Source organism: Pseudomonas sp. AC083 (assembly GCF_979253165.1).
Map to the genome: position 1 here is coordinate 1 of NZ_CEEDDH010000001.1, position 23,199 is coordinate 23,199.

Below are 23,199 nucleotides of genomic sequence, written 5' to 3' on the forward strand. Positions count from 1 at the left end.
GCAGCCCGTGACGCTCCGCGTCACTGGACGCGGAGCGTCCCTTGAGGCATTCCCACGCAGAGCGTGGGAACGATCAGAAAAGCAAGATCAAAAGATCGCAGCCTTCGGCAGCTCCTACGCCGACTGGCGGTTCTTGTCAGTAAATTCCTACAGGAGTACAAATGTACTCCATGACGAACCTCACTCCCCGCCGTACCGCCATTCTGACCTTTATCCGCGATCGCATCGCCGAGCACGGTCAGCCCCCAAGCCTCGCTGAAATCAGCGAGGCTTTTGGTTTTGCCTCGCGCAGCGTGGCGCGCAAGCATGTGCTGGCGCTCACCGAAGCCGGTTTCATTGAGGTCAATCCGCATCAGGCCCGGGGCATTCGCCTGCTCGGTCAGCCACCGCGTCCGGAGCTGCTGGAGATTCCCGTACTCGGTCGCGTGGCTGCCGGCGCACCGATTGGCGCCGATGCCGATATCCATAACCGTTTGCTGCTCGACCCGGCGCTGTTCTCCCGCACCCCTGATTACATGCTGCGGGTGCAGGGTGACTCGATGATCGAAGACGGCATCCTCGACGGCGATCTGGTCGGCGTACGGCGCAACCCCGAGGCGCTCAACGGCCAGATCGTCGTTGCGCGTCTGGACGGTGAAGTCACCATCAAGCGCTTCGAGCGGGTCGGGGATGAAGTGCGCCTGCTACCACGCAACCCGGCGTATCAGCCGATTGTCGTGCGTGATGATCAGGACCTGGCCATCGAAGGCGTGTTCTGTGGTCTGGTGAGGCAAGGCTGATGGGCGCCGTCGTTGCACTGGATACGCTGTTCAATGGCGGCCAGGTCTGGCGCGGCCGGCCTGCGCCACCGGCGGCGAGTCCGCAGCCGACCGGGCATGCGGGACTGGACGCAGCGCTGCCCAGCGGCGGCTGGCCGGAAGCGGCGCTGAGCGAAATCCTCCTCGCCGGCCCCGGTGTCGGCGAGCTGCAGCTGGTCTGGCCAACCCTGGCGCGATTGTCCGCGGCGGGTGAGCGCATCGTGCTGGTGGCGCCGCCGTTCGTGCCGTACCCGCAGGCCTGGGCCAATGCCGGAGTCGATCTGCGCCAGTTGTCGGTGATTCAGGCCAGCGAGCGCGATGCCTTGTGGGCGGCGGAGCAATGCCTGCGCTCGGGCAGTTGCGGCGCGGTGCTGTGCTGGCCGAACAAGGCCGATGACCGAGCCTTGCGGCGTTTGCAGGTAGCGGCGGAAACCGGCCAGACCCTGGCCTTTGCCTGGCGCCCGTTGAGCGAAGCGGTCAACCCGTCACCGGCAGCGTTACGCATAGCCATCGATGCCAAACCGGCGCAGCTACGCGTACTCAAATGCCGTGGCGGCCTGGCGCGTGCTACGCCGATTGCCTTTGCCGTGGGGCACTGATTGTCATGCGCTGGGTATGTATCCTGTTTCCGCAATTGGCCCTCGACGCCGTGCTGCGTCAGCGGCCCGACCCTGAAGAGCCGCTGGTCCTGCTCAGCGGCCCGGCCCAGCGGCGGGTGCTGCAAGCGGTAAATCCGGCGGCACGCAAACTCGGCCTGCGCCCCGGCATGTCGATGACCGCCGCGCAAGCCATGAGCAAAGGCTTTGCCACCGCCGATTATGAGGTGGCCGAGGTTGAGCACTGGCAGCAGTTTCTCGCCGCATGGGCCTATCGTTTCAGCGCGCAAGTCAGCGTGCATTATCCGCGTACCGTGGTGTTCGAGATCGAATCGAGCCTGGGCCTGTTCGGTACCTGGCCGCAATTTGAAGCTCGCCTGCGCCAGGAGTTGAAAGACCTGGGCTTTCGTCATCGCATCGTCGCCGCGCCGAACCCGGTGGCTGCGCGAGTGCTGGCCAATGCCTACGATGGCCTGGTGGTGCCGGACAGCGAGGCCTTGCAGCATCATCTTGGGCAATTGCCGGTCGACCGCGTCGGGCTGGAGCCGAATGTCGCCACGGCGTTGTCGCGCATGGGCCTGCGCAATCTCAGTCAGGTGCAAAGCCTGCCACGCCAGGCACTGGCCCGGCGTTTCGAAGCGCAGATGCTCAAGCACTTGGATACACTGTTCGGCGCACGCCCTCTGGCGCTGGCGTTCTATCTGCCGCCCGACCGTTTCGATATCCGCATCGAACTGAATTTCGACGTGCAATCCCATCAAGCCTTGCTGTTCCCGCTACGGCGCTTGACCGGCGATTTGTCGGCGTTCCTCTGCGGGCGCGACAGCGGTGTGCAGCGCTTCGATTTGCTTCTGGAACACGCCGGGCTGCCGGACACAGTGATCAAGGTCGGCCTGCTCAGTGCCGAACGTGACGCGGCAATGCTGTTTGAACTGGCCCGTGGCCGGCTGGAACAAGTCCAGGTCGAAGCACCGGTGCGTGGTTTTCGCTTGCGCGCCGAAGACCTGCCGAGTTTCGTTCCGCAGTATCAGGAGCTGTTCGACGACCGCCCGCAGCAGACCTTGCCCTGGGAGCAATTGCGCGAACGTCTGCGCGCACGGCTGGGTGATGATGCGGTGCAGGGGCTGCGCTTTCAGGCCGATCATCGCCCTGAGTGCGCGTGGCAGAACGCTGCCGATAAACACCTTTGCACGGGGTTGCCCAGCGTGCAGCGTCCTGGCTGGCTGCTCAACGAACCGCAAAGCGTGCCGGAAGGTTCGGCGCGGATTCTCATGGGGCCGGAGCGCATCGAATCCGGTTGGTGGGACGGTGGCGACGTGCGGCGTGATTACTACCTGATCCAGAACCGCGCCGGTCAGCAGGGCTGGGCCTGGCGGGCGGTGGGTGAGGGCGGTCCGCTGTGGCTGCAAGGCTGGTTCGCATGAGTGCCGATTACGCCGAACTGCATTGCCTGTCGAACTTCAGTTTCCAGCGCGGAGCCTCGAGCGCGCTGGAACTGTTTCAGCGGGCGAAAAAGCACGGCTATCAGGCGCTGGCGATCACCGACGAATGTACCCTGGCCGGAACCGTCCGTGCTTGGCAAGCGGCGAAGTCCGTTGAGTTGCCGTTGATCATCGGCAGCGAGATCCGCATCGACAACGGCCCGAAACTGGTGCTGCTGGTGGAAAACCTTGCCGGTTATCAGGCCTTGTGCGGCTTGATCACCCAGGCTCGGCGGCGTACGCAGAAAGGCCAGTATCAGGTGCTGCGCGAAGACTTCGCCGAAGCGCTGCCGGGTTTGCTGGTGTTGTGGGTGCCGGATTCAGTGGATGACCGGGAAGAAGGGCGCTGGCTGAAACAAACCTTCGGGGACTGCCTGTGGCTCACGGTGCAACTGCATCGCGGGCAGAACGATCAACAGCGGCTCGCGGCATTGTTGGCTCTGGCGGCTGAGTTGCAGATTCCAGCCGTGGCCAGCGGCGATGTGCACATGCACGCCCGGGGGCGCCGTGCCTTGCAGGACACCATGACCGCGATCCGTCATCACGTCCCCGTGGCCGAAGCGGGTCTGCGCCTGCACCCCAATGGCGAGCGGCATTTGCGTTGCCTTGATGTGCTGCGCGAATTGTATCCGCCGGCCTTGCTTGCAGAATCGGTCAACCTGGCCAGCCGCTGCACCTTCGATCTGAGCGAGCTGCGCTATCAGTACCCGAAAGAGCTGGTGCCCGAGGGCCACAGTGCCAGTTCCTGGTTGCGCCATCTGACCGAGGAGGGCATTGCCTGGCGCTGGCCGAAAGGGCCTCAGGCCAAGGTGCTCAAGCAGATCGATGACGAGCTGCAATTGATCGCCGAGCTCGGCTACGAAAGCTATTTCCTCACCGTGCACGACGTGGTGCGCTTTGCCCGCACACAGAAAATCCTCTGTCAGGGGCGTGGTTCGGCAGCCAACTCGGCGGTGTGTTATGCCTTGGGTATTACCGAAATCGACCCGGAGCGCACCACGCTATTGTTCGAACGTTTCATGTCCAAAGAGCGCAACGAGCCGCCGGACATCGATGTCGATTTCGAGCACGAGCGCCGCGAAGAAGTCCTGCAATACGTGTTCAACCGTTACGGCCGGCGACGTGCGGCGCTGACGGCGGTGGTCAGCACCTATCACGCCACCGGTGCCGTGCGCGATGTGGCCAAGGCCCTCGGCCTGCCGCCGGATCAGATCAACGCGCTGGCCGACTGCTGCGGGCGCTGGAGCGATGAGACGCCGCCGCTGGAACGTTTGCGTGAAGGCGGCTTCGACCCGGATAGTCCGGTGCTGCGCCGGGTGCTGAGCCTGACCGGGCAACTGATCGGCTTCCCTCGGCATCTGTCGCAGCATCCCGGCGGTTTTGTGATTTCCGAGCAGCCGTTGGACACCTTGGTGCCGGTCGAAAACGCGGCAATGGCCGACCGCACCATCATTCAGTGGGACAAGGACGACCTCGATGCGGTCGGCCTGCTCAAGGTGGATATCCTGGCGTTGGGCATGCTCAGTGCGATTCGCCGCTGCTTCGATCTGCTGCGCCGGCATCGTGATCTGAACCTGACGCTCGCGACGATCCCCGCCGAAGACAAACCGACCTACGAAATGATCAGCCGCGCCGATACCGTCGGCGTGTTCCAGATCGAGTCGCGGGCGCAGATGTCGATGCTGCCGCGCCTGAAGCCAAAGACTTTCTACGATCTGGTGATTGAAGTGGCGATCGTCCGGCCCGGGCCGATTCAGGGCGGCATGGTTCATCCGTATCTGCGCCGACGTAATAACGAAGAGGCGGAAACCTATCCGTCGCCGGCGCTCGAAGTCGTACTCAAAAGAACCCTGGGCGTGCCGTTGTTCCAGGAACAGGTCATGCAGATCGCCATCGTCGCTGCCGACTATAGCCCCGGCGAGGCCGATCAGTTGCGCCGCTCGATGGCGGCGTGGAAGCGCCATGGCGGACTGGAGCCGCATAAGGAACGCCTCGCCGCCGGCATGAAAAAGAACGGCTACACACCGGAATTCGCTGCGCAGATCTTCGAGCAGATCAAGGGCTTCGGCAGTTACGGCTTCCCCGAATCCCACGCCGCCAGTTTCGCCTTGCTGACCTACGCCAGTTGCTGGCTCAAGTGTCACGAGCCAGCGGCCTTCGCCTGTGCACTGATCAACAGTTGGCCGATGGGCTTTTACAGCCCGGACCAGATTCTGCAGGACGCGCGGCGGCACCAATTGCAGATCCGTCCGGTGGACGTGCGCGCCAGCGACTGGGATTGCAGCCTCGAACCGCTGAGTGCCGGGCAACCGGCGATTCGCATGGGCCTGCGGATGATCAAGGGTTTTCGCGAAGAAGATGCCCGGCGCATCGAAGCCGCGCGCCGCCACGGAGCTTTTGCCGATGTCGCTGACCTGGGTGAGCGCGCCGCCCTCGACAGTCGTGCGCAGGCCTTGCTGGCAGACTCCGGCGCCTTGCGCGGTCTGGCCGGGCATCGCCATCGTGCGCGTTGGGAAGTGGCCGGGGTGCAGAAACAACTCGGCCTGTTCGCCGGCCTGCCCAACGAGGAAGAAGTCAAAATCGTCCTGCCCAAACCCAGCGTTGGCGAAGACTTGCATGCTGATTACGCCACGGTGGGGACGACGCTGGGGCCGCACCCGTTGGCATTGTTGCGTGGCGAGTTGCAGGCCCGGCGCTGCCGCAGCTCGCGGGAATTGATGGATATCGAACATGGCCGGCCGGTCAGCGTGGCCGGTCTGGTCACCGGCCGACAGCGCCCCGGTACGGCCAGCGGCGTGACGTTCGTGACCCTGGAAGACGAGTTCGGCAACGTCAACGTGGTGGTCTGGCGTGACCTGGCCGAGCGTCAGCGCCAAGTGCTGGTGGGGTCGCAATTGCTCAAGGTCGACGGCCGCTGGGAACGCGAAGGCGATGTGCGCCACCTGATCGCCGGGCGCATGAGCGACCTGAGCCCGCTGCTCAATGGCATTCATGTGCAGAGCCGGGATTTCCACTGACCCGTGTGGGAGCGAGCCTGCTCGCGAAAGCGCAGTGTCAGGCAATGACGATGTCGAACGTGCCGCCGCCTTCGCGAGCAGCGTGCTCCCACAGGGATTTTGGTTGCGATGAAGATGGTTGATCGGCCCCGGATCAGTGTGGGAGCGAGCCTGCTCGCGAAATCGCAGTCTCAGGCGATGACGATATTGACTGTGCCGACGCCTTCGCGAGCAGGCTCGCTCCCACAGGGACTTTGGTTGCTCTGGAGATGGTCGATCTGCCCCGTATCAATGTGGGAGCGAGCTTGCTCGCGAAAGCGCAGTGTCAGGCAATGACGATGTCGAACGTGCCGCCGCCTTCGCGAGCAGGCTCGCTCCCACAGGTTTTTGGCTGTTTATTCAAAATCGAGATAAATCAAAAGGCTGCACCTTTGGGCCGAAGGCAGATATTCTGCGCTTCACACTGGTACGGGAACCCGATCAACTCCATGGCGAGCGACTGCCAGGATGAATTGCCCGACGCCAAAGGAGTGTTCGAATGAGCGAAAAGAAGCTGGAAACCACGGTCGATCGCGTCTACCAAGGGGTTTATGCGGCGATCAGCAAGCGTTCGTTGCGCCCGGGCATGAAGCTGGGCGAGGCCTCGCTGGCCGAGCTGTTCAATGTCAGTCGCACCTCGGTGCGGGCTGCGCTCAAGCAGTTGGAAGCCGATGGTCTGGTCACCACCGAGCCCAACAAAGGCGCATCGGTGTCGCTGCCCAGTGACGCAGAGCTGCGTTCGTTGTTCGAAACCCGGCGGCTGATCGAGATCGGCATCGTCACCGAACTGTGCCGGCGTAGAGACAGCGTTGCCATGCAGGATCTGCGTGAGCACTTGTTACTGGAAGACGCCGCCCATGCGGCCGGCGACCATGAACGACTGATCCATCTGCTCGGCGAGTTCCACCTCAAACTGGCGCGCAGCCTGAACAATCCGGTACTGCTCGACTGGTTCCAGAAGCTGATCTCGCGGGCCTCGCTGTATGCCGCCGCGCTCGATGATGACAGTCATCAAGCCTGCCGCGACGATGAACACCTGCGTTTGCTCGAGTACATCGAAGCCGGCGATCAGAGCGCCGCGATCGAACTGACCTGTACGCACCTCAACGGAATCGAGAAGGCGATCCTCGACGTCGCGGCAAAAATGAAAACCGGTTATCACCCACTCAAGCACTTGATTGGCGTCTGAATGGCTCTGCGTCGCAAATCGGCTATACCTGCGATGAAACCAATGCGTTTTCACAGCCTCGAAACACACGGGCGTCGCGTCGTTGTAGCGTTGCGATAGATCGGAAAACCGCAAAAAAGGACACTGAGTCAGGCGATGCAGTTTTTATCCGAAAGCCACGGCTGTGAAGGCTGGAAAGGCGAAATGGCCGAACGCATCCGTGCGTTCGACTGGAGCCACACCGAACTGGGCGCGCTCGCCGAATGGCCGGCCAGCCTGTGCAACACCGTGCAACTGATGCTGGCTTCGCCGTTGCCGATGGTGATGCTGTGGGGCCACGCCGGCTACATGATCTACAACGACGCTTATTCCGAATTTGCCGGTGGCCGCCATCCCTATCTGCTCGGGGCTCCGGTTGAGCTGGGCTGGCCGGAAGTCGCCGAGTTCAACCGCCACGTGGTTGACACCTGCCTGGCCGGTGGCACCTTGTCCTATCGCAACAAAGAGCTGGTTTTGCTGCGCGACGGCGTGCCCGAAGACGTCTGGATGGATTTGTATTACAGCCCGGTGGCCAACGACGAAGGCGTGCCCGGCGGCGTCATGGCGATGGTGGTCGAAACCACCGAACTGGTGCATTCCGAGCGCCTGCGTCAGGCGGCCGAAGATGCCTATCGCGCCGACAACGAGCGTGTGCGTCTGGCGCTGAATGCCGGCGCACTGCTTGGCTCGTTTGTCTGGGACATCAAAAACAATCGCTTTTCCGCCGATGAACGCTTCGCCCGCACCTTTTCCTATCCGCCGGATCAGGACTTGAGCGATCTGCAACAAGAGATCGCCGAATCGCGCATTCATCCCGACGACCACCCATGGGTCCAGGAGCGGGTCGCCCATTGTGTGCGCACTGGCGAGCCCTACAACGCCGAGTACCGCGTACAGCGCGGCGATGGCCAATATCTGTGGGTGCTGGCCAGTGGTGCCTGCGAGTTCGATGAAGACGGAAGGCCGTTTCGCTTCCCCGGCGTGCTGATCGATATTCATGAGCGCAAGAATGCTGAAGAGTCGCTGCTCAAATTCACCCGCAACCTCGAACAGCGCGTGGCCGCCGAGGTGAATGCGCGGCTGGCGGCTGAAGAACAACTTCGCCAGTCGCAGAAACTCGAAGCCATCGGCGGCCTGACCGGTGGCGTTGCCCATGACTTCAACAATCTGCTGCAAGTGATCGCCGGCAACCTGCATCTGCTCGCTCGGCATGAGCCGAACAATGCCAACGTGCAGCGCCGGGTCGGGGCTTCGCTGGCGGCGGTCGAGCGCGGCGCCAAACTGTCTTCGCAATTGCTCGCATTTGCCCGCCGGCAACCGCTGTCACCGGCCGTGTGCAACCCAGAACAGATTTTCGAAGGCGTTGGCGAGTTGCTGCAACGCGCCTTGGGCGAAACCATTCAGATCGACGTGCAGTTGCCGCCGCAGCCGTGGCATATCAACGTCGACCGTAACCAGTTGGAAAACGCGATTCTCAATCTGGCCATCAACGCCCGCGACGCGATGAAGGGCGAGGGCGTCATCGGCCTAAGTGCCGCCAATGTCTGCCTGGACAGCGAATACTGCGCCGGCAAGGGCATCGCGTCCGGTGAGTATGTTCGCGTGGCGGTCACTGACACCGGCGTGGGTATTGCCCCACAAATGCTGGAACAGGTTTTCGAACCGTTCTTCACCACCAAGGCCGACGGCCAGGGCACCGGGCTCGGTTTGAGCATGGTCTTCGGCTTCGTCAAACAGAGTGGCGGCCACGTCGAGATCGACAGCAAGCTCGGCGAAGGCACGCGGGTGCAGTTGTATTTCCCGCGCAGTCTGCGTCCGGTTCGCGAAGAGACCGCCAGTGTCGGCGAACGCAAGAGCGGCGGCCACGAAACCATTCTGGTGGTGGAAGACAATGACGCGGTGCGCGCTTCGGCGGTCGAGTTGCTGCGCGAGGAAGGCTATCGGGTGATGACCGCGTGCAATGGCGACGTGGCCATGCAGATGTTGCTGGAAGGCATCGAGATCGATCTGATCTTCACCGACGTGGTCATGCCCGGCCTTATCAAGAGTTCCGATCTTGCTGCCTGGGCCAAGGTGCAGACACCGCCGGTACCGGTGCTGTTCACTTCCGGGCATACCCGCGACATCATTTCCCGCGACCACCAGCTCAGCCCCGATACGCATCTGCTCGGCAAACCCTACAGCCCGCAAGCTTTACTGCAGATGATTTGCGAGGTGCTCGGCACCTGATGCCGAGCGCTGCCCAGTTTTTCAATCAAGGCAGGCCGATGATTTCCAAGCGCAATTCCAAAGCACCCGCCGGCATGGTTCGCGTGCGCGGCGCCCGTGAACATAACCTGAAGAACGTTGATGTCGATATTCCGCGTGATGCGCTGGTGGTGTTCACCGGTGTCTCCGGTTCGGGCAAGTCGTCGCTGGCGTTTTCCACGCTGTATGCCGAGGCCCAGCGGCGTTATTTCGAATCCGTGGCGCCGTACGCGCGGCGGCTGATCGATCAGGTCGGCGTGCCGGATGTCGATTCCATCGAAGGACTGCCGCCCGCCGTCGCTTTGCAACAGCAGCGCGGCACGCCGAGCGCGCGTTCGTCGGTGGGCAGCGTGACGACGTTGTCGAGCCTGATCCGCATGCTCTATTCCCGCGCCGGCAGTTATCCGCCGGGGCAGCCGATGCTGTATGCCGAAGACTTTTCACCGAACACGCCGCAGGGCGCCTGCCCGGAGTGTCACGGACTTGGCCGCGTCTATGAAGTGACCGAAGCGCTGATGGTGCCGGACCCGAACCTGACCATCCGCCAGCGCGCCGTGGCGTCATGGCCCTTGGCGTGGCAGGGGCAGAACCTGCGCGACATCCTCGTGACCATGGGCATTGATGTCGATATTCCGTGGAAAAAACTGCCGAAAAAGCAGCGCGACTGGATTCTCTTCACTGAAGAGACGCCGACGGTGCCGGTGTACGCCGGGCTGACCCCGGAAGAAACCCGCGTCGCGCTCAAGCGCAAGATGGAACCGAGTTATCAGGGCACCTTCACCGGCGCGCGGCGCTACATCCTGCACACCTTCACCCACTCGCAAAGTGCGCTGATGAAGAAGCGTGTTTCGCAGTTCATGCGCGGCAGCCCTTGCCCATTGTGCGAGGGTAAACGGCTCAAGCGCGAGGCGTTGTCGGTGACCTTTGCCGGCTACGACATTGGCGAGTTGTCACAGATGCCGTTGCTGCAAGTGGCCGAAGTGCTGCGGCCTGTAGCAGCGGCAAATTATCTGGAACAGGCCGAGGAGAGCGGCGACACCCTCAGCCATGCGCAAACCCGCGAGGCTCGTCAGCAGCGGGTCGCCCATGGCGCCAGCGGTCACGCCAGCGCGCCGGACGTGCGCCACACGCCGAACCTGTCGCTGGAGAAACGTCTGGCGGCGCAGCGCATTGCTGAAGATCTGCTGGAGCGAGTCAGCACCCTGACCGATCTCGGCCTGGGGTATCTGGCGCTGGAACGCAGTACACCGACGCTGTCGTCTGGCGAGTTGCAGCGTTTGCGCCTGGCCACGCAATTGGGTTCGCAGTTGTTCGGGGTGATTTATGTGCTGGACGAACCGTCTGCCGGTCTGCATCCGGCGGATGGCGAGGCGCTGTTCGAGGCGTTGCAGCGCTTGAAGGCTGACGGCAATACGCTGTTTGTGGTCGAGCACGATGTCGAAACCATGCGCCGTGCCGACTGGCTGATTGACGTCGGCCCGGCGGCGGGCGAAAAGGGCGGGCGCGTGCTGTACAGCGGTCCGCCTGCGGGACTTGCGGATATTGCAGATTCGCAGACCCGCGCCTATCTGTTCGCGGAAAACCAGCGCCCTGAGCGCGCCGCACGCAAGCCGAGCGGCTGGCTGAAGCTCGACGGCGTGACGCGCAACAACCTGAATAATCTCAGCGCCGAATTCCCCTTGGGCTGTTTCACCTCGGTGACCGGCGTATCGGGTTCTGGCAAATCGAGTCTGGTCAGTCAGGCCTTGCTGGAACTGGTCGGCGCGCAGTTGGGCCGTCCAGTGGCCGAGGCCGAGTCGGAAGAACCGAGTCTGGAAGATGACACGCCGCCGCCCAGCACCGGGCAGATCAGCGCCGGCCTGGAGTCGATCAAACGCCTGGTGCAGGTTGATCAGAAACCCATCGGACGCACACCGCGCTCCAATCTGGCGACTTACACCGGGTTGTTCGACAACGTGCGCAAGCTGTTTGCCGCAACTCCCGAAGCGCAAGCGGCGGGCTATGACGCCGGGCAGTTTTCTTTCAACGTCGCCAAGGGCCGTTGCGCCACGTGTGAGGGCGAAGGTTTTGTCAGTGTTGAATTGCTGTTCATGCCCAGCGTGTATGCGCCGTGCCCGACCTGTCATGGCGCGCGGTATAACCCGCAGACATTGGCGATTCTCTGGCAAGGCTTGAGCATCGCTCAGGTGCTGCAACTGACTGTCGATGAAGCGGTGTCCGTGTTTGCCGAGCAGCCAGGGATTCGTCGTTCGCTGGAGGTGCTGCGCGATATTGGTCTGGGTTATCTGCGTCTGGGGCAACCGGCCACGGAGCTCTCCGGCGGTGAGGCGCAGCGGATCAAACTGGCAACCGAATTGCAGCGCAACCAGCGTGGCGCGACCTTGTATGTGTTGGATGAACCGACTACTGGATTGCATCCGCGAGATGTCGATCGATTGCTCGAGCAGCTGGATACGCTGGTGACGGCGGGGCACACGGTGATTGTGGTCGAACACGAAATGCGCGTCGTCGCGCAGAGCGACTGGGTGATCGACATCGGCCCCGGGGCCGGCGATCAGGGCGGCAGGATCGTCGCCGCCGGCACACCGCAGAAAGTCGCGGCGAGCAAGAAGAGCAAGACTGCGCCGTTCCTGGCTCGGGCGTTAAGCCGATAATCACGGCGCCTTGCCAGACGCCTTCGCGAGCAGGCTCGCTCCCACAGTTCTGAAAGGTGTACCCAGAAAGGTCGTCACACACCAGATCCCCTGTGGGAGCGAGCCTGCTCGCGAAAGCGGAATGTAATCCGCAGATGAACTGACTGGAAGGACGCCTTCGCGAGCAGGCTCGCTCCCACAGTTTTGCAGGCTGTACCCAATAAAGTGGTAACACAGCAGACCCCTTGTGGGAGCGAGCCTGCTCGCGAAAGCGGAATGTCAGCCGCAGATGAGCTGACTGGACGGACGCCTTCGCGAGCAGGCTCGCTCCTACACGGGGATGTGTGTCAGTTCAGGCGCCATCCAGCGTGCGGCGGACCTTGTCGAGCAGTTCACTGATCTGGAACGGTTTGACCAGCATGTCCATGCCGGTGCCAAGGAAGACCTGGCGGTTGAGGGCGGTTTCGGCGTAGCCGGTCATGAACAGGATCGGCAGCCCTTCGTGCCAGCCACGGGCAACATCCGCCAGTTCACGGCCGCTCATGCGCGGCAAGCCGACGTCGGTCAAAAGCAGATCGATCGACGGGTCATTCTGCAAGCGCTCCAGCGCCGATTCGATATCCGCCGCTTGCGTGCAGCGATAGCCGGCATCCTCCAGCACTTCGGTGACGAACAAGCGCACCGTGGCCATGTCCTCGACGATCAGCACATGCTCACCACTGCCTTTCGCGTCAGGCACGGGCACAGGCGCATCGGCCCCGGTCGGGTCGTTGGTGCCGGGCAGCATGATGGTCACTTCGGTGCCACGGCGGGCAACGCTGCGAATGTGTGCGTCACCGCCGGACTGGCGGGCGAAGCCGTAAATCGTCGACAGACCGAGCCCGGTGCCCTGGCCCAGCGGCTTGGTAGTGAAGAACGGCTCGAACACCTTGTCGATCACGTTGTGTTCGATGCCGGTGCCGTCGTCGCGTACCGACAGCGCCACGTACGCGCCATCGGCCAGATTCGGATCGCCGTGGGAATAAGCGGCGTAAGTATTGACCCAGATATTGCCGCCGGAGGGCAGGGCATCGCGGGCGTTGATCACCAGGTTGAGCACGGCGCTTTCCAGCTGCACCGGGTCGACCAGCGCAATCGCCGGTTTGTTGGTCAGTTCCAGCTTGAGGGTGATGCGCTCGCCGATGGTGCGCACCAGCAATTCTTCCAGCGAGCGGACATGCTCGTTGATGTCCACCGGCCGTGTATCGAGCGGCTGCTGCCGGGCAAATGCCAGCAGACGATGGGTCAGCGAGGCCGCGCTCATCGCTGAGTTCAGCGCTGCTTCGGTGTAGAACTGCACCTTGTCCAGACGCTCATCGGCCACGCGTTTCTGGATCAGTTCCAGGCTGGTGATGATCCCGGTCAGCAGGTTGTTAAAATCGTGGGCGATACCGCCGGTGAGCTTGCCCAGTGCATCCATTTTCTGCACTTGCAGCAATTGCGCTTCGGCGTGCACGCGCTCGGCGACTTCCTTGGCCAGCTGCGTGGTGGTGTCATCCAGTCGCGCCAGATGCGAGCGCTCGCGGTGGCGGTGTTCGGTGACGTCCTCGACGAACACCAGGCTCAGCTCTGGCGTGCGATACGGCGAAATCTGCCATTGCGTCTCGCGAATCTCGCCCTGCACGCGCATGTTCAGCGTGCCTTTCCAGCGCTCGCCGTCGACCAGACGCAGACGCAGTTCATCGAGGATCGAGCATTGATCTTCGGCGAAGCATTCACGCAGCGCTTGCGGGTCGCGGTTATCGACGATCAATTGGGCAAAGGCGTGGTTGCATTCATGCACTTTCAGATTGGCATCGAGCACTGCGATCGGCGCCGAGACGTTGGCGAAAATCTCGCGGAAACGCGCCTCGCTTTCGCGCAGGGCATTTTCCGTGTCGCGCACCCGCAGCAGGGTACGCAGCGTCGCCAGCAACACATCAGGGTCGACCGGGTGAATCAGATAGGCGTCGGCGCCGGCGTTGAGACCGGTGATGATGTCGCCGGTCTGGATCGACGCCGCTGACACATGAATCACCGGCAGCAGCGCAGTGCGCGGGTCGGCGCGCAGCAGGCGGACGATGTCGAAACCGCTCATGTCCGGCAGGTTGACGTCGAGGATCAACGCATCGAGGGCTTCGCTCTCGATCAGGGCCAGGCCGTCGCTGCCGGTGCCGGCTTCGAGCACCGTGTAGCCATGGCGCTCCAGGCGCCGGCGCAGGGCGTAACGGGTGGCGACGTTGTCATCGACGATCAACAGGCGGATGTCACGATTCATCGACGTTCTCCAGAGCGATCGCCAGCGGGATGATGACAAAGAACGTCGAGCCGACGCCCGGCGTACTGTCTACCCCGACTTCACCGCCGAGCAGGGCGGCGAAACGCTTGCACAGTGACAGGCCCAGACCGGTGCCGCGCAGACGCTTCTGCAATGGCGAATCGACTTGGGAGAAGTCCTCGAACAGCGTGTCATGCAACTCGGCAGCGATGCCGATGCCGGTGTCGCTGACGGCAAAGCGCACCTTGTCTTCACCTTCCAGTCGCGCCGAGACGCGCACTTCGCCACGGGTGGTGAATTTCAGCGAGTTGGAAATGAAGTTGCGCAGGATCTGCCCGAGCTTCTTGTCATCGGTATACAGGCGCGGCAGGCCCAGCGGCTCTTCGAAGATCAGATCCACCGCCGAAGCATCGACGATTGGCCGGAACATCCCGCGCAGGGCCGAAAACAGGTCGAACATGTCGAACCAGGCCGGCGAGATGCTGATGCGCCCGGCTTCGATCTTCGCCAGATCGAGCAGGTCATCAACCATGTCGCTGAGCTCGCGGGCAGCGGTGCTGACGAAGGCCACCTGCTTGTGCTGTTCAGGGCTGAGCGGACCGTCAAGTTCGTCAGCGAGCAGACTGTTGATGCTCAGGATCGAGCCCAGCGGCGTGCGGAATTCATGGCTCATGTATGACAGGAAACGGCTCTTGAGATCCGATGCCTGACGCAGTTCTTCAGCCTGAGTGTCGAGCTCGGCGTACAGCGCCAGCACGCCCTGGTTGGTTTCATCGAGCTCTTCGCGCAGGGCAGTGGTTTCGCGCTGCAACTGAGCGATGAGCGCCGCCTGTTCAGCAGGGCTCAGGGTTGTCGATTCAGCCATGTGTGGCCTCCAGATCAACGACCAGCACCGTCACGTCATCGCGACCACGACAGAAGTCGCGGTGCAGGACGCTGGCTATCACGGACGGATGGCGATGCACCAGTCCGGGGTAGTCTTTGAGATTCCAACGGGACTGTAAGCCGTCGCTGTACATGATCAATAAATGTCCGTTCACGTGAGCATAGTCAAAGGGTTTGGCTTTACGGTACTGGCCGCCAACGATACCGGGATGCGAGGCCAGCCCGCGTGACTTTGCCGGGTCCAGCAAGCTGGCGCCAATGTTACCGACACCGGCGAACGTCAGACCATCGCGCTGGCTGTCGAACTGCGCGAAAGCGACGGCGCCGCCGCGGGTGCCGAGCATTTCCTGATGCAGGTCTTCCATCAATACCACTGGATCGGCAAACGGTGCCCGGGCAAATGCCTGCGCACCGGCCAGGCCTGCGCGCTCGGCGTCTTCGCCATGACCGAGGCCATCGACCACCAGCGCGCTGATCCGCGAGCCTTCATATGCCAGATGCCAGACATCGCCGCAGGCTGGATCGGCATGCAGCGAATGCTGGCTGACGCCGAAGCGGATATCCGCCTGACGATCGCTGCGCGGAAAAATTCTCGCCAGCAACACCGCGCCACGGTGGTCTGCGTAGACATCGAAAACATTGGTCTGCCGCGACACCGCGCCAAGACCGATGCCCTGCGTACCGCCAGTGGAAAAGCCATCCGCCAGACAGGCATCCAGATCAAAGCCCTGCGCCCGATCCACGGTCTGCATTTCGATGCCGAAACCGTTATCCGGACGAGTCAGCACACGCAGATGGAACTCGCCGCGCTGGGCATGCTTGAGCACGTTGCTTGCCAGTTCCGTCGCGACCAGTGCCACGCGGCCGGCATCGTTTTCGTCGAAGCCATGCTGCTCGGCGAGTTTCTGCGCGGTGCGCCGGGCGTGGCCGATCTGGCTGCTGTCCTCGATCGGCAGAACCTGGGTCAACGACCCGGTGATATTCATGTCCATCGTGTGATCGTAATGCGCGTGCCTTTGCCGGGCTCTGTGTCGAGTTCGAATTCATTGACCAGACGTTTGGCGCCGGTCAGGCCGAGGCCTAGTCCGCTGCCGGAAGTCCAGCCGTCGGTCATCGCCAGTTTGATGTCGGGGATACCCGGGCCTTCGTCGCGGAACGTGATGCGCAAACCGACCCGGCCGTTTTCCTCGAGGATCTGCCAATCCATGTCACCGCCGCCGCCATAGACCATGGTGTTGCGCGCCAGCTCGCTGACGGCGGTGACCAGTTTGGTCAGGTCGATCAGGCGCATGCCGCATTCGGTGGCGAGCTTGCGCGTGGTCTGGCGGGCCAGTACCACGTCCTGTTCGATCAGGATGGGTTGAGTACCACTGCTGCGTACGGTCATTGCAGGCGTACTCGATCCTGCAGCAGTTTCATTCCGCGTTCGACGTTGAGGGCGGTGCTGACGCCCGGCAAGGTCATGCCCAGCTCAACGAGCGTGATCGCCACGGCCGGCTGCATGCCGACCAGCACGGTTTCGGCGTCCATGATTTTCGACAACCCCGAGATGGTGCCGATCATGCGCCCGATGAACGAGTCGACCATGTCCAGTGCGGAAATGTCGATCAGCACACCACGGGCCGAGGTCCGGCTGATGCGCTCGGACAGATCGTCCTGCAGGGTCATGGCGAGCTGGTCGTGCATGTCGACCTGAATGGTCACCAGCAGCAAATCGCCCATTTGAAGAATCGGAATACGTTCCATCGGCTCAGACCGCTTTGCCGAGGCTGATGCCCAGGCGAGTCAGGGCCAGTTTCAAGGCGTCGGCCAGGTTGGCCTTGGTCACAACGCCTTGCAGATCCAGACCCAGGTGAACGATGGTCTGGGCGATCTGCGGACGCACGCCGCTGATGATGCAATCAGCGCCCATCAGGCGAATGGCGGTCACGGTTTTCAGCAGGTGCTGGGCAACCAGGGTGTCGACGGTCGGCACGCCGGTGATGTCGATGATGGCGATCTCGGAACCGGTGTCGACGATGCGTTGCAGCAGCGATTCCATGACTACTTGGGTGCGTTGCGAATCGAGTGTGCCAATCATTGGCAGGGCGAGGACGCCATCCCACAGCTTGACCACCGGAGTCGACAGTTCCAGCAATTCTTCCTGCTGACGCTTGATCACCGCTTCACGGGATTTCTGGAAGGTGCCGATGGTGTGCATGCCGACTGTGTCGAGCAGTTCGGAAACTTCCAGCAGTTGCTCGGCGAGCAGTGCCGGCTGGTCCTGATAATGGTTTTGCAGCAGGGCGAACAACGGTCCCTTCAGGGCAAAGATGAAATTGGCGGTTTGCTGGGAATCCTGGCCGAGCAGGGCGCGGCTCTGCGACAGCTTTTCAAGGAACTGACGGGTGTTTTCCCAGCCTGCGGCGGCAATCTTGCTGCCGTTGCCGTTTTCCAGACCGGCCAGTAGCAGGGAGAGCAAGTCGCGGGTTTGCTGAGCGAGGTCGTGTTCCTTGAGATTGCGCGTGGCACCGCTGGCTTCGAGGCGTTTGGTCCATTCGCTCAGCAGTTGAGCCTGGTTGTTCCTGATTGCTTCAACTGTGCTGTTCTGCAGTGCTGCCATGTGCGTGTCGCTCCGTTACGTATAGGGGCCGGCTCAGCGAAATGACCGGCGCGAATTGACTGACATTTGCCGCTTGAAATAGTTGTTCATCCAGCGGTGAAATTTTCTGCCTGCCGCGTCGAACGCCCCGCTAACTCTAGTCGGCGTGGCAGCAGGCAGCGATCTTTTGAACGAATCTACGGCGTCAGGCTTCGAATCTGCATGCCCGACGTTTTCCAGTCGTGCTGGAAGAAGGAGGCAGGACTATGAATGAGGTGGATATGAACGAGCAAGCGCCGCAACAGCAAAATCAGTCCTCAGAGTCAATTAACCGCAACGACCCGGCCATCGACCCGCAGGCACCGGGACAAAATACCCCCGCGCCGGCTGAACAAGGACAGGCTGACAGCGCGGCTGCCGAGGTCGATCAGAAGCAGCATCACAATGACAACAGCAACGACTTCAGCCCCGGCTTCAAGCCTGACCCGGACCGTCCTGAACCTGGCGAGAACACCGACGCCGATATCGACACCGATGGCGGTTGATCGCTGAAACGCAAAAAGGCCGCATCGAAGGATGCGGCCTTTTTATTGCCGGGCGGTTACTTGCTCGGATGTTTGGCTTGCAGCTCTTTGGCGTGGGCCAGGTGTTTTTCCAGCGCTGGCAGCATCTTCTGCGCGAACGCTTTCAGTTCAGTAGCGCCTTTGGCCTTGTCATCGGTCACGGTGTTTGCCTGTTTCTTGAACAGCTCGATGGTCTCTTCGTGAGCCTTGACCTGGTTGTTGGCGTAGGCCGCATCGAAGGATTCATCGCGCATGTCGAGAATCTTTTCCTTGGCCTGTTTGACCAGGGTGGTGGTGTCCGGGACTTCGATGTCGTTGGCCTTGGCAATTGCTGCCAGCTCATCGTTGGCCTTGCTGTGATCCGTGATCATCTGATTGGCAAAGGCTTTGATGTCAGCGGACTGGCTTTTTTCCAGAGCCAAGCGGCTGGTTTCGATTTCAGCGATGCCACCGGCGGCGGCGTTATCGACAAAGTCATTGTCGGTCGCGGCAAAGGCGCTGCCCATGCCGGCAGACAGTGCAACAGCCAGAGCGAGATGACGCAGGTTGAATCCGTCCATTGGGTATCTCCACGCAGGTTTTTGTGAGCGTTATCCAATGGAGCGGACGCAAACGCCAAAGGTTTTATCGCATTTACGACAGGGCGACGAACGGCAACCGCTGGTCTGACAGGGTGTCGACAGAAGCCATTGCGCAAGGCCATGCTGATAACGAGTCAGCGCATCGGTCGCGCTGGTTGTCGATCAATTTGATGGAGGTGTTTCATGCCGGTTTCACATGATCTGTATCAGGACCTGGGCTGCAAGAAGGAAGAGATCGAGCAAAAACGCTCCGAGGATGCGAAGCTGGATTCGCTGCTCAACAAGTATTTCGAGGTGGATGCTGAAGTGGTCGAAGCCGAGAACGCCCAGTCAGACGCCCCCACTGACGACGAATTGAAAAAGCTCAAAGAGAAGCGCGTGATCGTCAAGGAACAGATCGTCGCCCGGTTGGCCGGGCAGCCGCTGACCGGGCAATAATTACCTGACCCGTGGTCGCCATCCAAAGGGAACGGCGACCACCCACGGCACCTCCAATGTGCAGAGTCTGCAAACCATCGACTCGTTGCGAGGTGCCTCATGAACGATCCGAAATTCCCCAGTGAAGAGCAGGGCGGCTTCGACCCGATTCCGACCCGCCCTGAACCCAACAGCCCGGCGCATACCACAGCGCATCCGGAAAAAACCGTGAAAGAACTGCCGGAGGATGAAGATCCGGAGAAGTTCGACCGGTCCGGCAACTGACAGACCGCCTTCGCGAGCAGGCTCGCTCCCACTTTGGAATTCGTTTCCCCTGTGGGAGCGAGCCTGCTCGCGAAGGCGTCAGTCCATTACATACAAATCCCGCTGGCTCACTTAAGCGCCGCATCCAGCCCCATCCGCCCCATATGCCTCGCCTTCAACGAGCCGAAATACAACCACTGCCCATATTCGCGCACCGTGGTAATCGGCGAATAATTGCCATCGCTCGCGTCCTGCAGATTGGCTATCACCTTGCCGTCCAGATCCAGCCCCAGCACAAACCCACGCTTTTCGACAGGCTTGGGCAAAACCGTCAACGCCCGCACGATCATCTTGCGTACGAACGGGTGCTGCGCGGTACCATCGAGTAACGCGTTGCGCGGCGCGTACAACGCTACCCAAAAGCGATTGCTGCCATTGAACGAGAGGTTGTCCGCAAGCCCCGGCAAGTTGTCGATGAACACATCATGGGTACCGGCCTTCGGCCCGCTCAGCCAGTAGCGGCTGATGCGGTAAGCACCCGTTTCATTGACCAGCACATAGGCTTCGTCGGGGCCAAGGGTGACGCCGTTGGCGAACTGCAACTTGTCGAGCAAGACGCTGGTCTTGCCGGTTTGAAAGTCGTAACGCAGCAAACGGCCGTCGGCGCCGTGCTCGATGATCGCCTCACCGTCATGGCCATAGCCCCAGCGGCTCGAGGCATCGCTGAAGTAGGCGTAGTGGCCTGACTTGTCGACCGCCACATCATCGGTAAAACCAAATGGCACGCCGTTGGCCTCGGTGGTCAAGGGGATCACGCGTCCCTGCGCATCCAGCGACAGCAGGCCTTTGACCGCATCGGCAATCACCAGCATGCCGTTCGGATGACGGGCCAGGCCCAGTGGACGGCCACCGGTGTCGGCGAGGACTTTGCGCTGCGTGCCGTCGAGGCTGCTGCGGATCAGCCGGCCGTCATGCAATCCGGTGATGAGGAATTCGTCTTCCAGCAGCAGCGCCTCAGGCCCTTCGATGTCACTCGGCCCGACCTTCGCCACAGCTTTGAGGCGCTGATTGTCCGCGTAGATCCCGTCTTTCAACGAGGGCGCCGGTGATGGTGTCCAGGCGACCGGTTCGACCTTGGTCGGCAGCAACAACAAGAAGGCGATGACCAGAACGATCAGCAGGCACAGCACATAACGTAATTTCACGCGCTGGCCCTCGCCGCGCCGATGTACTGCGCGGTCGTGTCGCGCAGGGCAAGCATGGACGCGGCAGACTCGCGCTCGATGCGCCGCTTGAGCAACAGGCGATTAGCCAGACGCATGAGCAAACCGTCAAAGCGATATTCCAGCGTACGCACGAATCGCGTGCCACCAGCCTCCGCCGAGCACTCGTAAGTCAAACGCAGGGACAGGCCCTGATCACTTTGCGCGCGTGCGCACCAGCGCCGGCCCGGCAGGTATTCAGTGACTTCCCAGCGCAAGTGACCGGCACGTCCGCCGGCATGGATGTCCTCTTCGAAACGCGCACCGGCATGCAGTGGACCGTGCGGACCGTCAATCTTCAATGAGGAGGGATGCCAGTCCGGCCAGTGACTGACGCTGGCGGCATAGGCCAGCACGGCGACCGGTTCGCCGGCGATATCGATCTGGTGCTGCATGCGCGTCATGGGCATTCGCGAATCACTCAAAGGGGCGGGTTCCGGCTCGAGATACAGCGTGCCGAACAGGTAGTCCATCAAGGGCAGAACGATGTTGAAATTGCGCTCCTGCATGCGCTCGCGGCGGTGATGCAGTTCGTGCAGACGGCGCATCTGGCGGATCCACGGCAAACGGGCCAACGGATTTTGCGGCGGCAGATGTTCGCAGGCATGGAACACCTCATAGAGCAGATAACCGAGCACCATGCATCCGGCGAAAAGCCCGGCGACATTGGCGTTGACCTGCGCGAGCAGCCACCACAGGGGCAGGGTGGTCAATAGCGTATGAATGACGATCAGCCAGGCTGGAAACAGAATCACTCGCCAGTCCCGCGCGCTGTCGTAGGTCATGTGCCCGGGGGTGAAAAAGCTGTGATGGTCGCCGGCATGCCGGGCATAGAACATCTTCGCGAAGGATTTTTTCTGATGACCGAGATGGCGATGGACCATGTACACGCCGAAGTTGAACAACAACAGGCTCAGCGGCACCGTCAGCCATTCCAGCCAACTCACTGAATGCACCGTGCGCCAGAACGCAGCGATCGCGAAAATGCCGAACAGCAACACGAACGCGCCATGCAGCCATGGGTTGTACAAAGGATGAATGGCCGCCCGGTAGCGGCTGCGGAATGCCTCGGTGGTCTGCCTCAATGCGTTTCACCTGCGGGTATTGTTGTTATACCCGGCAGATTAGCCGATCCGCTGACTTGTGCAGGGCGAACCTTGCGGCCTTAAGCGCCATGCTCTGGACTGAGGCTGCCCGTCAGCTCAACGGATTCCAGCGCTGTGACCAGTCGTCATCGGTGCGGATCACTTCGCGCAACAGATCGAATGCCTGCTGCAGCACTGCCGAGTCGCGATCACGGGAATACACCAGATAGGTCGGATAACCGAATTCCGGGGCTTTGGTGACGGCTTCCAGCGCGCCGGTCTCCAGATAAGTGCGCACGACCCGGGTACGGAAATAACCGCTTCCGCCATGTTCGAGGATGTATTGCAAGGCCAGCGGGCCAAGGTTGAAGCTCAGCGCGGCTTTGGCTTTTTCCGGCAGGGCGGCGTCGTGCTGACGGCGAAAGTCCGGGCCCCAGTCGATGTAGACGTAAGGCTCCGGACGCTCGGGCGCGCGCACCAGAATCAGTTTTTCCTCCAGCACTTGCTCGACCTGCAGACCCGGCCAGTATTCCGGCTGATAAACCAGCGCGGCATCGAGCACACCGAGTTCGAGCTGACGCAGCAGATTTTCGCCATCGCGAATTTCCATGCGCAGTGCGTGGCCGGGGATTTTCTCGCGCAGTTCCGCCGCCCAACTGAGCATCAACGGGTTGCACAGGCTGACCTCGCCACCGATATGCAGAACGTTGTGATAACCCTCGGGCAGCGGCAAGTCGCGGCGCGCGGCTTCCCAGGTCTGCACCAGTTGATTGGCGTAGATCACGAACGCTTCGCCATTGGCCGTCAACTTCGCCCCGGCGCGATTGCGCACGAACAGCGTACTGCCCAACTGGCTTTCAAGCTTCTGCACCCTTGCGGTGATCGCGGTCTGCGTGACGAACAGCTTCTGCGCGGCGGCAGCAAGGCTGCCGTGACGGACGATTTCGAGGAAAGTGCGAGCGAGGTCGATGTCCATGGGGCGGGGCCGGTATCTGGAGGTGGGGCGCATTGTAAGTCAAAAGGCTCTCTCCCCAACCTGAAAGCAACAACGGATTGAACCGCTGAAAATTGCGTTTGAGTCCTACGGAAACAGGAGCGTTTTGATCAGATTTGGGGATATTTCTGACGACTTTTTCAGGTTGGTCGTCGGACGCCGGGTCTATAGGATCAGTCCTGACATTGAAGTCATCGAGCGCACAGATCGCTCTGGACCCGGACAAAGGATGGACTATGCGAATCCCACTGATTGAAAGCCATACGCCTGCTTAC

20 protein-coding genes are annotated in these 23,199 nt (G+C 61.7%); 10 read left to right on the forward strand and 10 right to left on the reverse strand.

Features of this window, described 5'->3' with window-relative positions; genetic code table 11:
• Positions 1–161: 161 nt before the first annotated feature.
• The 7 genes from lexA to AC0IXA_RS00035 all read left to right on the forward strand — a co-directional run bounded on the left by lexA (position 162) and on the right by AC0IXA_RS00035 (position 12,017).
• Positions 162–779 (forward strand): transcriptional repressor LexA, encoded by a 618-nt coding sequence (lexA, locus tag AC0IXA_RS00005; protein ID WP_341637700.1) that lies wholly within the window; start codon positions 162–164, stop codon positions 777–779.
• On the forward strand, positions 779–1,396 hold the full coding sequence (gene imuA, locus AC0IXA_RS00010) for a translesion DNA synthesis-associated protein ImuA (RefSeq protein ID WP_024012713.1): 618 nt from the start codon (positions 779–781) through the stop codon (positions 1,394–1,396). Before lexA ends, imuA begins: the two co-directional genes overlap by 1 nt.
• Before the next feature lie 5 nt (positions 1,397–1,401).
• Positions 1,402–2,817 (forward strand): Y-family DNA polymerase, encoded by a 1,416-nt coding sequence (locus AC0IXA_RS00015; RefSeq protein ID WP_341637699.1) that lies wholly within the window; start codon positions 1,402–1,404, stop codon positions 2,815–2,817.
• A complete protein-coding gene (locus AC0IXA_RS00020) occupies positions 2,814–5,891 on the forward strand; it encodes an error-prone DNA polymerase (RefSeq protein WP_341637698.1) in 3,078 nt (1,025 codons plus the stop codon). The genes AC0IXA_RS00015 and AC0IXA_RS00020 overlap by 4 nt, the downstream gene beginning before the upstream one ends.
• Before the next feature lie 517 nt (positions 5,892–6,408).
• Positions 6,409–7,098, forward strand: a complete 690-nt coding sequence (locus AC0IXA_RS00025) for a GntR family transcriptional regulator (RefSeq protein WP_122707997.1) — start codon at positions 6,409–6,411, stop codon at positions 7,096–7,098.
• A gap of 135 nt (positions 7,099–7,233) precedes the next feature.
• Positions 7,234–9,345 (forward strand): ATP-binding protein, encoded by a 2,112-nt coding sequence (locus tag AC0IXA_RS00030; RefSeq protein ID WP_341637697.1) that lies wholly within the window; start codon positions 7,234–7,236, stop codon positions 9,343–9,345.
• 38 nt (positions 9,346–9,383) lie between these two features.
• Complete coding sequence (locus tag AC0IXA_RS00035; RefSeq protein WP_471811026.1) at positions 9,384–12,017, forward strand: excinuclease ABC subunit UvrA; 2,634 nt, start codon at positions 9,384–9,386, stop codon at positions 12,015–12,017.
• Between the two features lie 331 nt (positions 12,018–12,348).
• Here AC0IXA_RS00035 and AC0IXA_RS00040 read toward each other — a convergent pair whose 3' ends face one another.
• Genes AC0IXA_RS00040 through AC0IXA_RS00065 form a run of 6 tightly spaced genes read right to left on the reverse strand, consistent with a single transcriptional unit; the run spans position 12,349 to position 17,779 of the window.
• Positions 12,349–14,292 (reverse strand): response regulator, encoded by a 1,944-nt coding sequence (locus tag AC0IXA_RS00040; protein ID WP_073474818.1) that lies wholly within the window; start codon positions 14,290–14,292, stop codon positions 12,349–12,351.
• Positions 14,282–15,157 carry a sensor histidine kinase gene (locus tag AC0IXA_RS00045; RefSeq protein WP_122507075.1) on the reverse strand — a complete coding sequence of 292 codons (876 nt, stop codon included), beginning with the start codon at positions 15,155–15,157 and terminating at the stop codon, positions 14,282–14,284. Before AC0IXA_RS00045 ends, AC0IXA_RS00040 begins: the two co-directional genes overlap by 11 nt.
• The gene (locus AC0IXA_RS00050) at positions 15,150–16,163 is read right to left on the reverse strand and encodes an ATP-binding protein (RefSeq protein ID WP_341638017.1); all 1,014 of its coding nucleotides are present in this window, start codon (positions 16,161–16,163) and stop codon (positions 15,150–15,152) included. Before AC0IXA_RS00050 ends, AC0IXA_RS00045 begins: the two co-directional genes overlap by 8 nt.
• The gene (locus AC0IXA_RS00055; RefSeq protein WP_016774465.1) at positions 16,160–16,564 is read right to left on the reverse strand and encodes an anti-sigma regulatory factor; all 405 of its coding nucleotides are present in this window, start codon (positions 16,562–16,564) and stop codon (positions 16,160–16,162) included. Before AC0IXA_RS00055 ends, AC0IXA_RS00050 begins: the two co-directional genes overlap by 4 nt.
• Positions 16,561–16,923, reverse strand: coding sequence for an STAS domain-containing protein (locus AC0IXA_RS00060; RefSeq protein ID WP_016774466.1), 363 nt, complete (start codon positions 16,921–16,923; stop codon positions 16,561–16,563). The genes AC0IXA_RS00055 and AC0IXA_RS00060 overlap by 4 nt, the downstream gene beginning before the upstream one ends.
• A gap of 4 nt (positions 16,924–16,927) precedes the next feature.
• Entirely contained in the window at positions 16,928–17,779 is an 852-nt protein-coding gene (locus AC0IXA_RS00065) for an STAS domain-containing protein (protein WP_341637695.1), read from the reverse strand.
• Between the two features lie 260 nt (positions 17,780–18,039).
• On the opposite strand from AC0IXA_RS00065, the gene AC0IXA_RS00070 reads away from it, so the two are divergent.
• The gene (locus AC0IXA_RS00070) at positions 18,040–18,303 is read left to right on the forward strand and encodes a hypothetical protein (RefSeq protein WP_471811606.1); all 264 of its coding nucleotides are present in this window, start codon (positions 18,040–18,042) and stop codon (positions 18,301–18,303) included.
• A 56-nt stretch (positions 18,304–18,359) separates the two neighbouring features.
• Here AC0IXA_RS00070 and AC0IXA_RS00075 read toward each other — a convergent pair whose 3' ends face one another.
• On the reverse strand, positions 18,360–18,881 hold the full coding sequence (locus tag AC0IXA_RS00075; protein ID WP_016774469.1) for a DUF4142 domain-containing protein: 522 nt from the start codon (positions 18,879–18,881) through the stop codon (positions 18,360–18,362).
• A 204-nt stretch (positions 18,882–19,085) separates the two neighbouring features.
• Between AC0IXA_RS00075 and AC0IXA_RS00080 the strand changes: the two genes are divergently transcribed.
• Both AC0IXA_RS00080 and AC0IXA_RS00085 read left to right on the forward strand, forming a co-directional pair.
• Entirely contained in the window at positions 19,086–19,340 is a 255-nt protein-coding gene (locus tag AC0IXA_RS00080) for a hypothetical protein (protein ID WP_471811030.1), read from the forward strand.
• 99 nt (positions 19,341–19,439) lie between these two features.
• Positions 19,440–19,604, forward strand: coding sequence for a hypothetical protein (locus AC0IXA_RS00085; RefSeq protein ID WP_016774471.1), 165 nt, complete (start codon positions 19,440–19,442; stop codon positions 19,602–19,604).
• Positions 19,605–19,711: 107 nt separating this feature from the next.
• Here the strand turns inward: AC0IXA_RS00085 and AC0IXA_RS00090 are convergent, their stop codons facing one another.
• The 3 genes from AC0IXA_RS00090 to AC0IXA_RS00100 all read right to left on the reverse strand — a co-directional run bounded on the left by AC0IXA_RS00090 (position 19,712) and on the right by AC0IXA_RS00100 (position 22,906).
• Positions 19,712–20,788, reverse strand: a complete 1,077-nt coding sequence (locus tag AC0IXA_RS00090; RefSeq protein ID WP_471811032.1) for an SMP-30/gluconolactonase/LRE family protein — start codon at positions 20,786–20,788, stop codon at positions 19,712–19,714.
• On the reverse strand, positions 20,785–21,930 hold the full coding sequence (locus AC0IXA_RS00095) for a sterol desaturase/SRPBCC family protein (RefSeq protein ID WP_471811034.1): 1,146 nt from the start codon (positions 21,928–21,930) through the stop codon (positions 20,785–20,787). Before AC0IXA_RS00095 ends, AC0IXA_RS00090 begins: the two co-directional genes overlap by 4 nt.
• Before the next feature lie 112 nt (positions 21,931–22,042).
• Complete coding sequence (locus AC0IXA_RS00100) at positions 22,043–22,906, reverse strand: LysR family transcriptional regulator (RefSeq protein WP_024012724.1); 864 nt, start codon at positions 22,904–22,906, stop codon at positions 22,043–22,045.
• Positions 22,907–23,199: the final 293 nt, after the last annotated feature.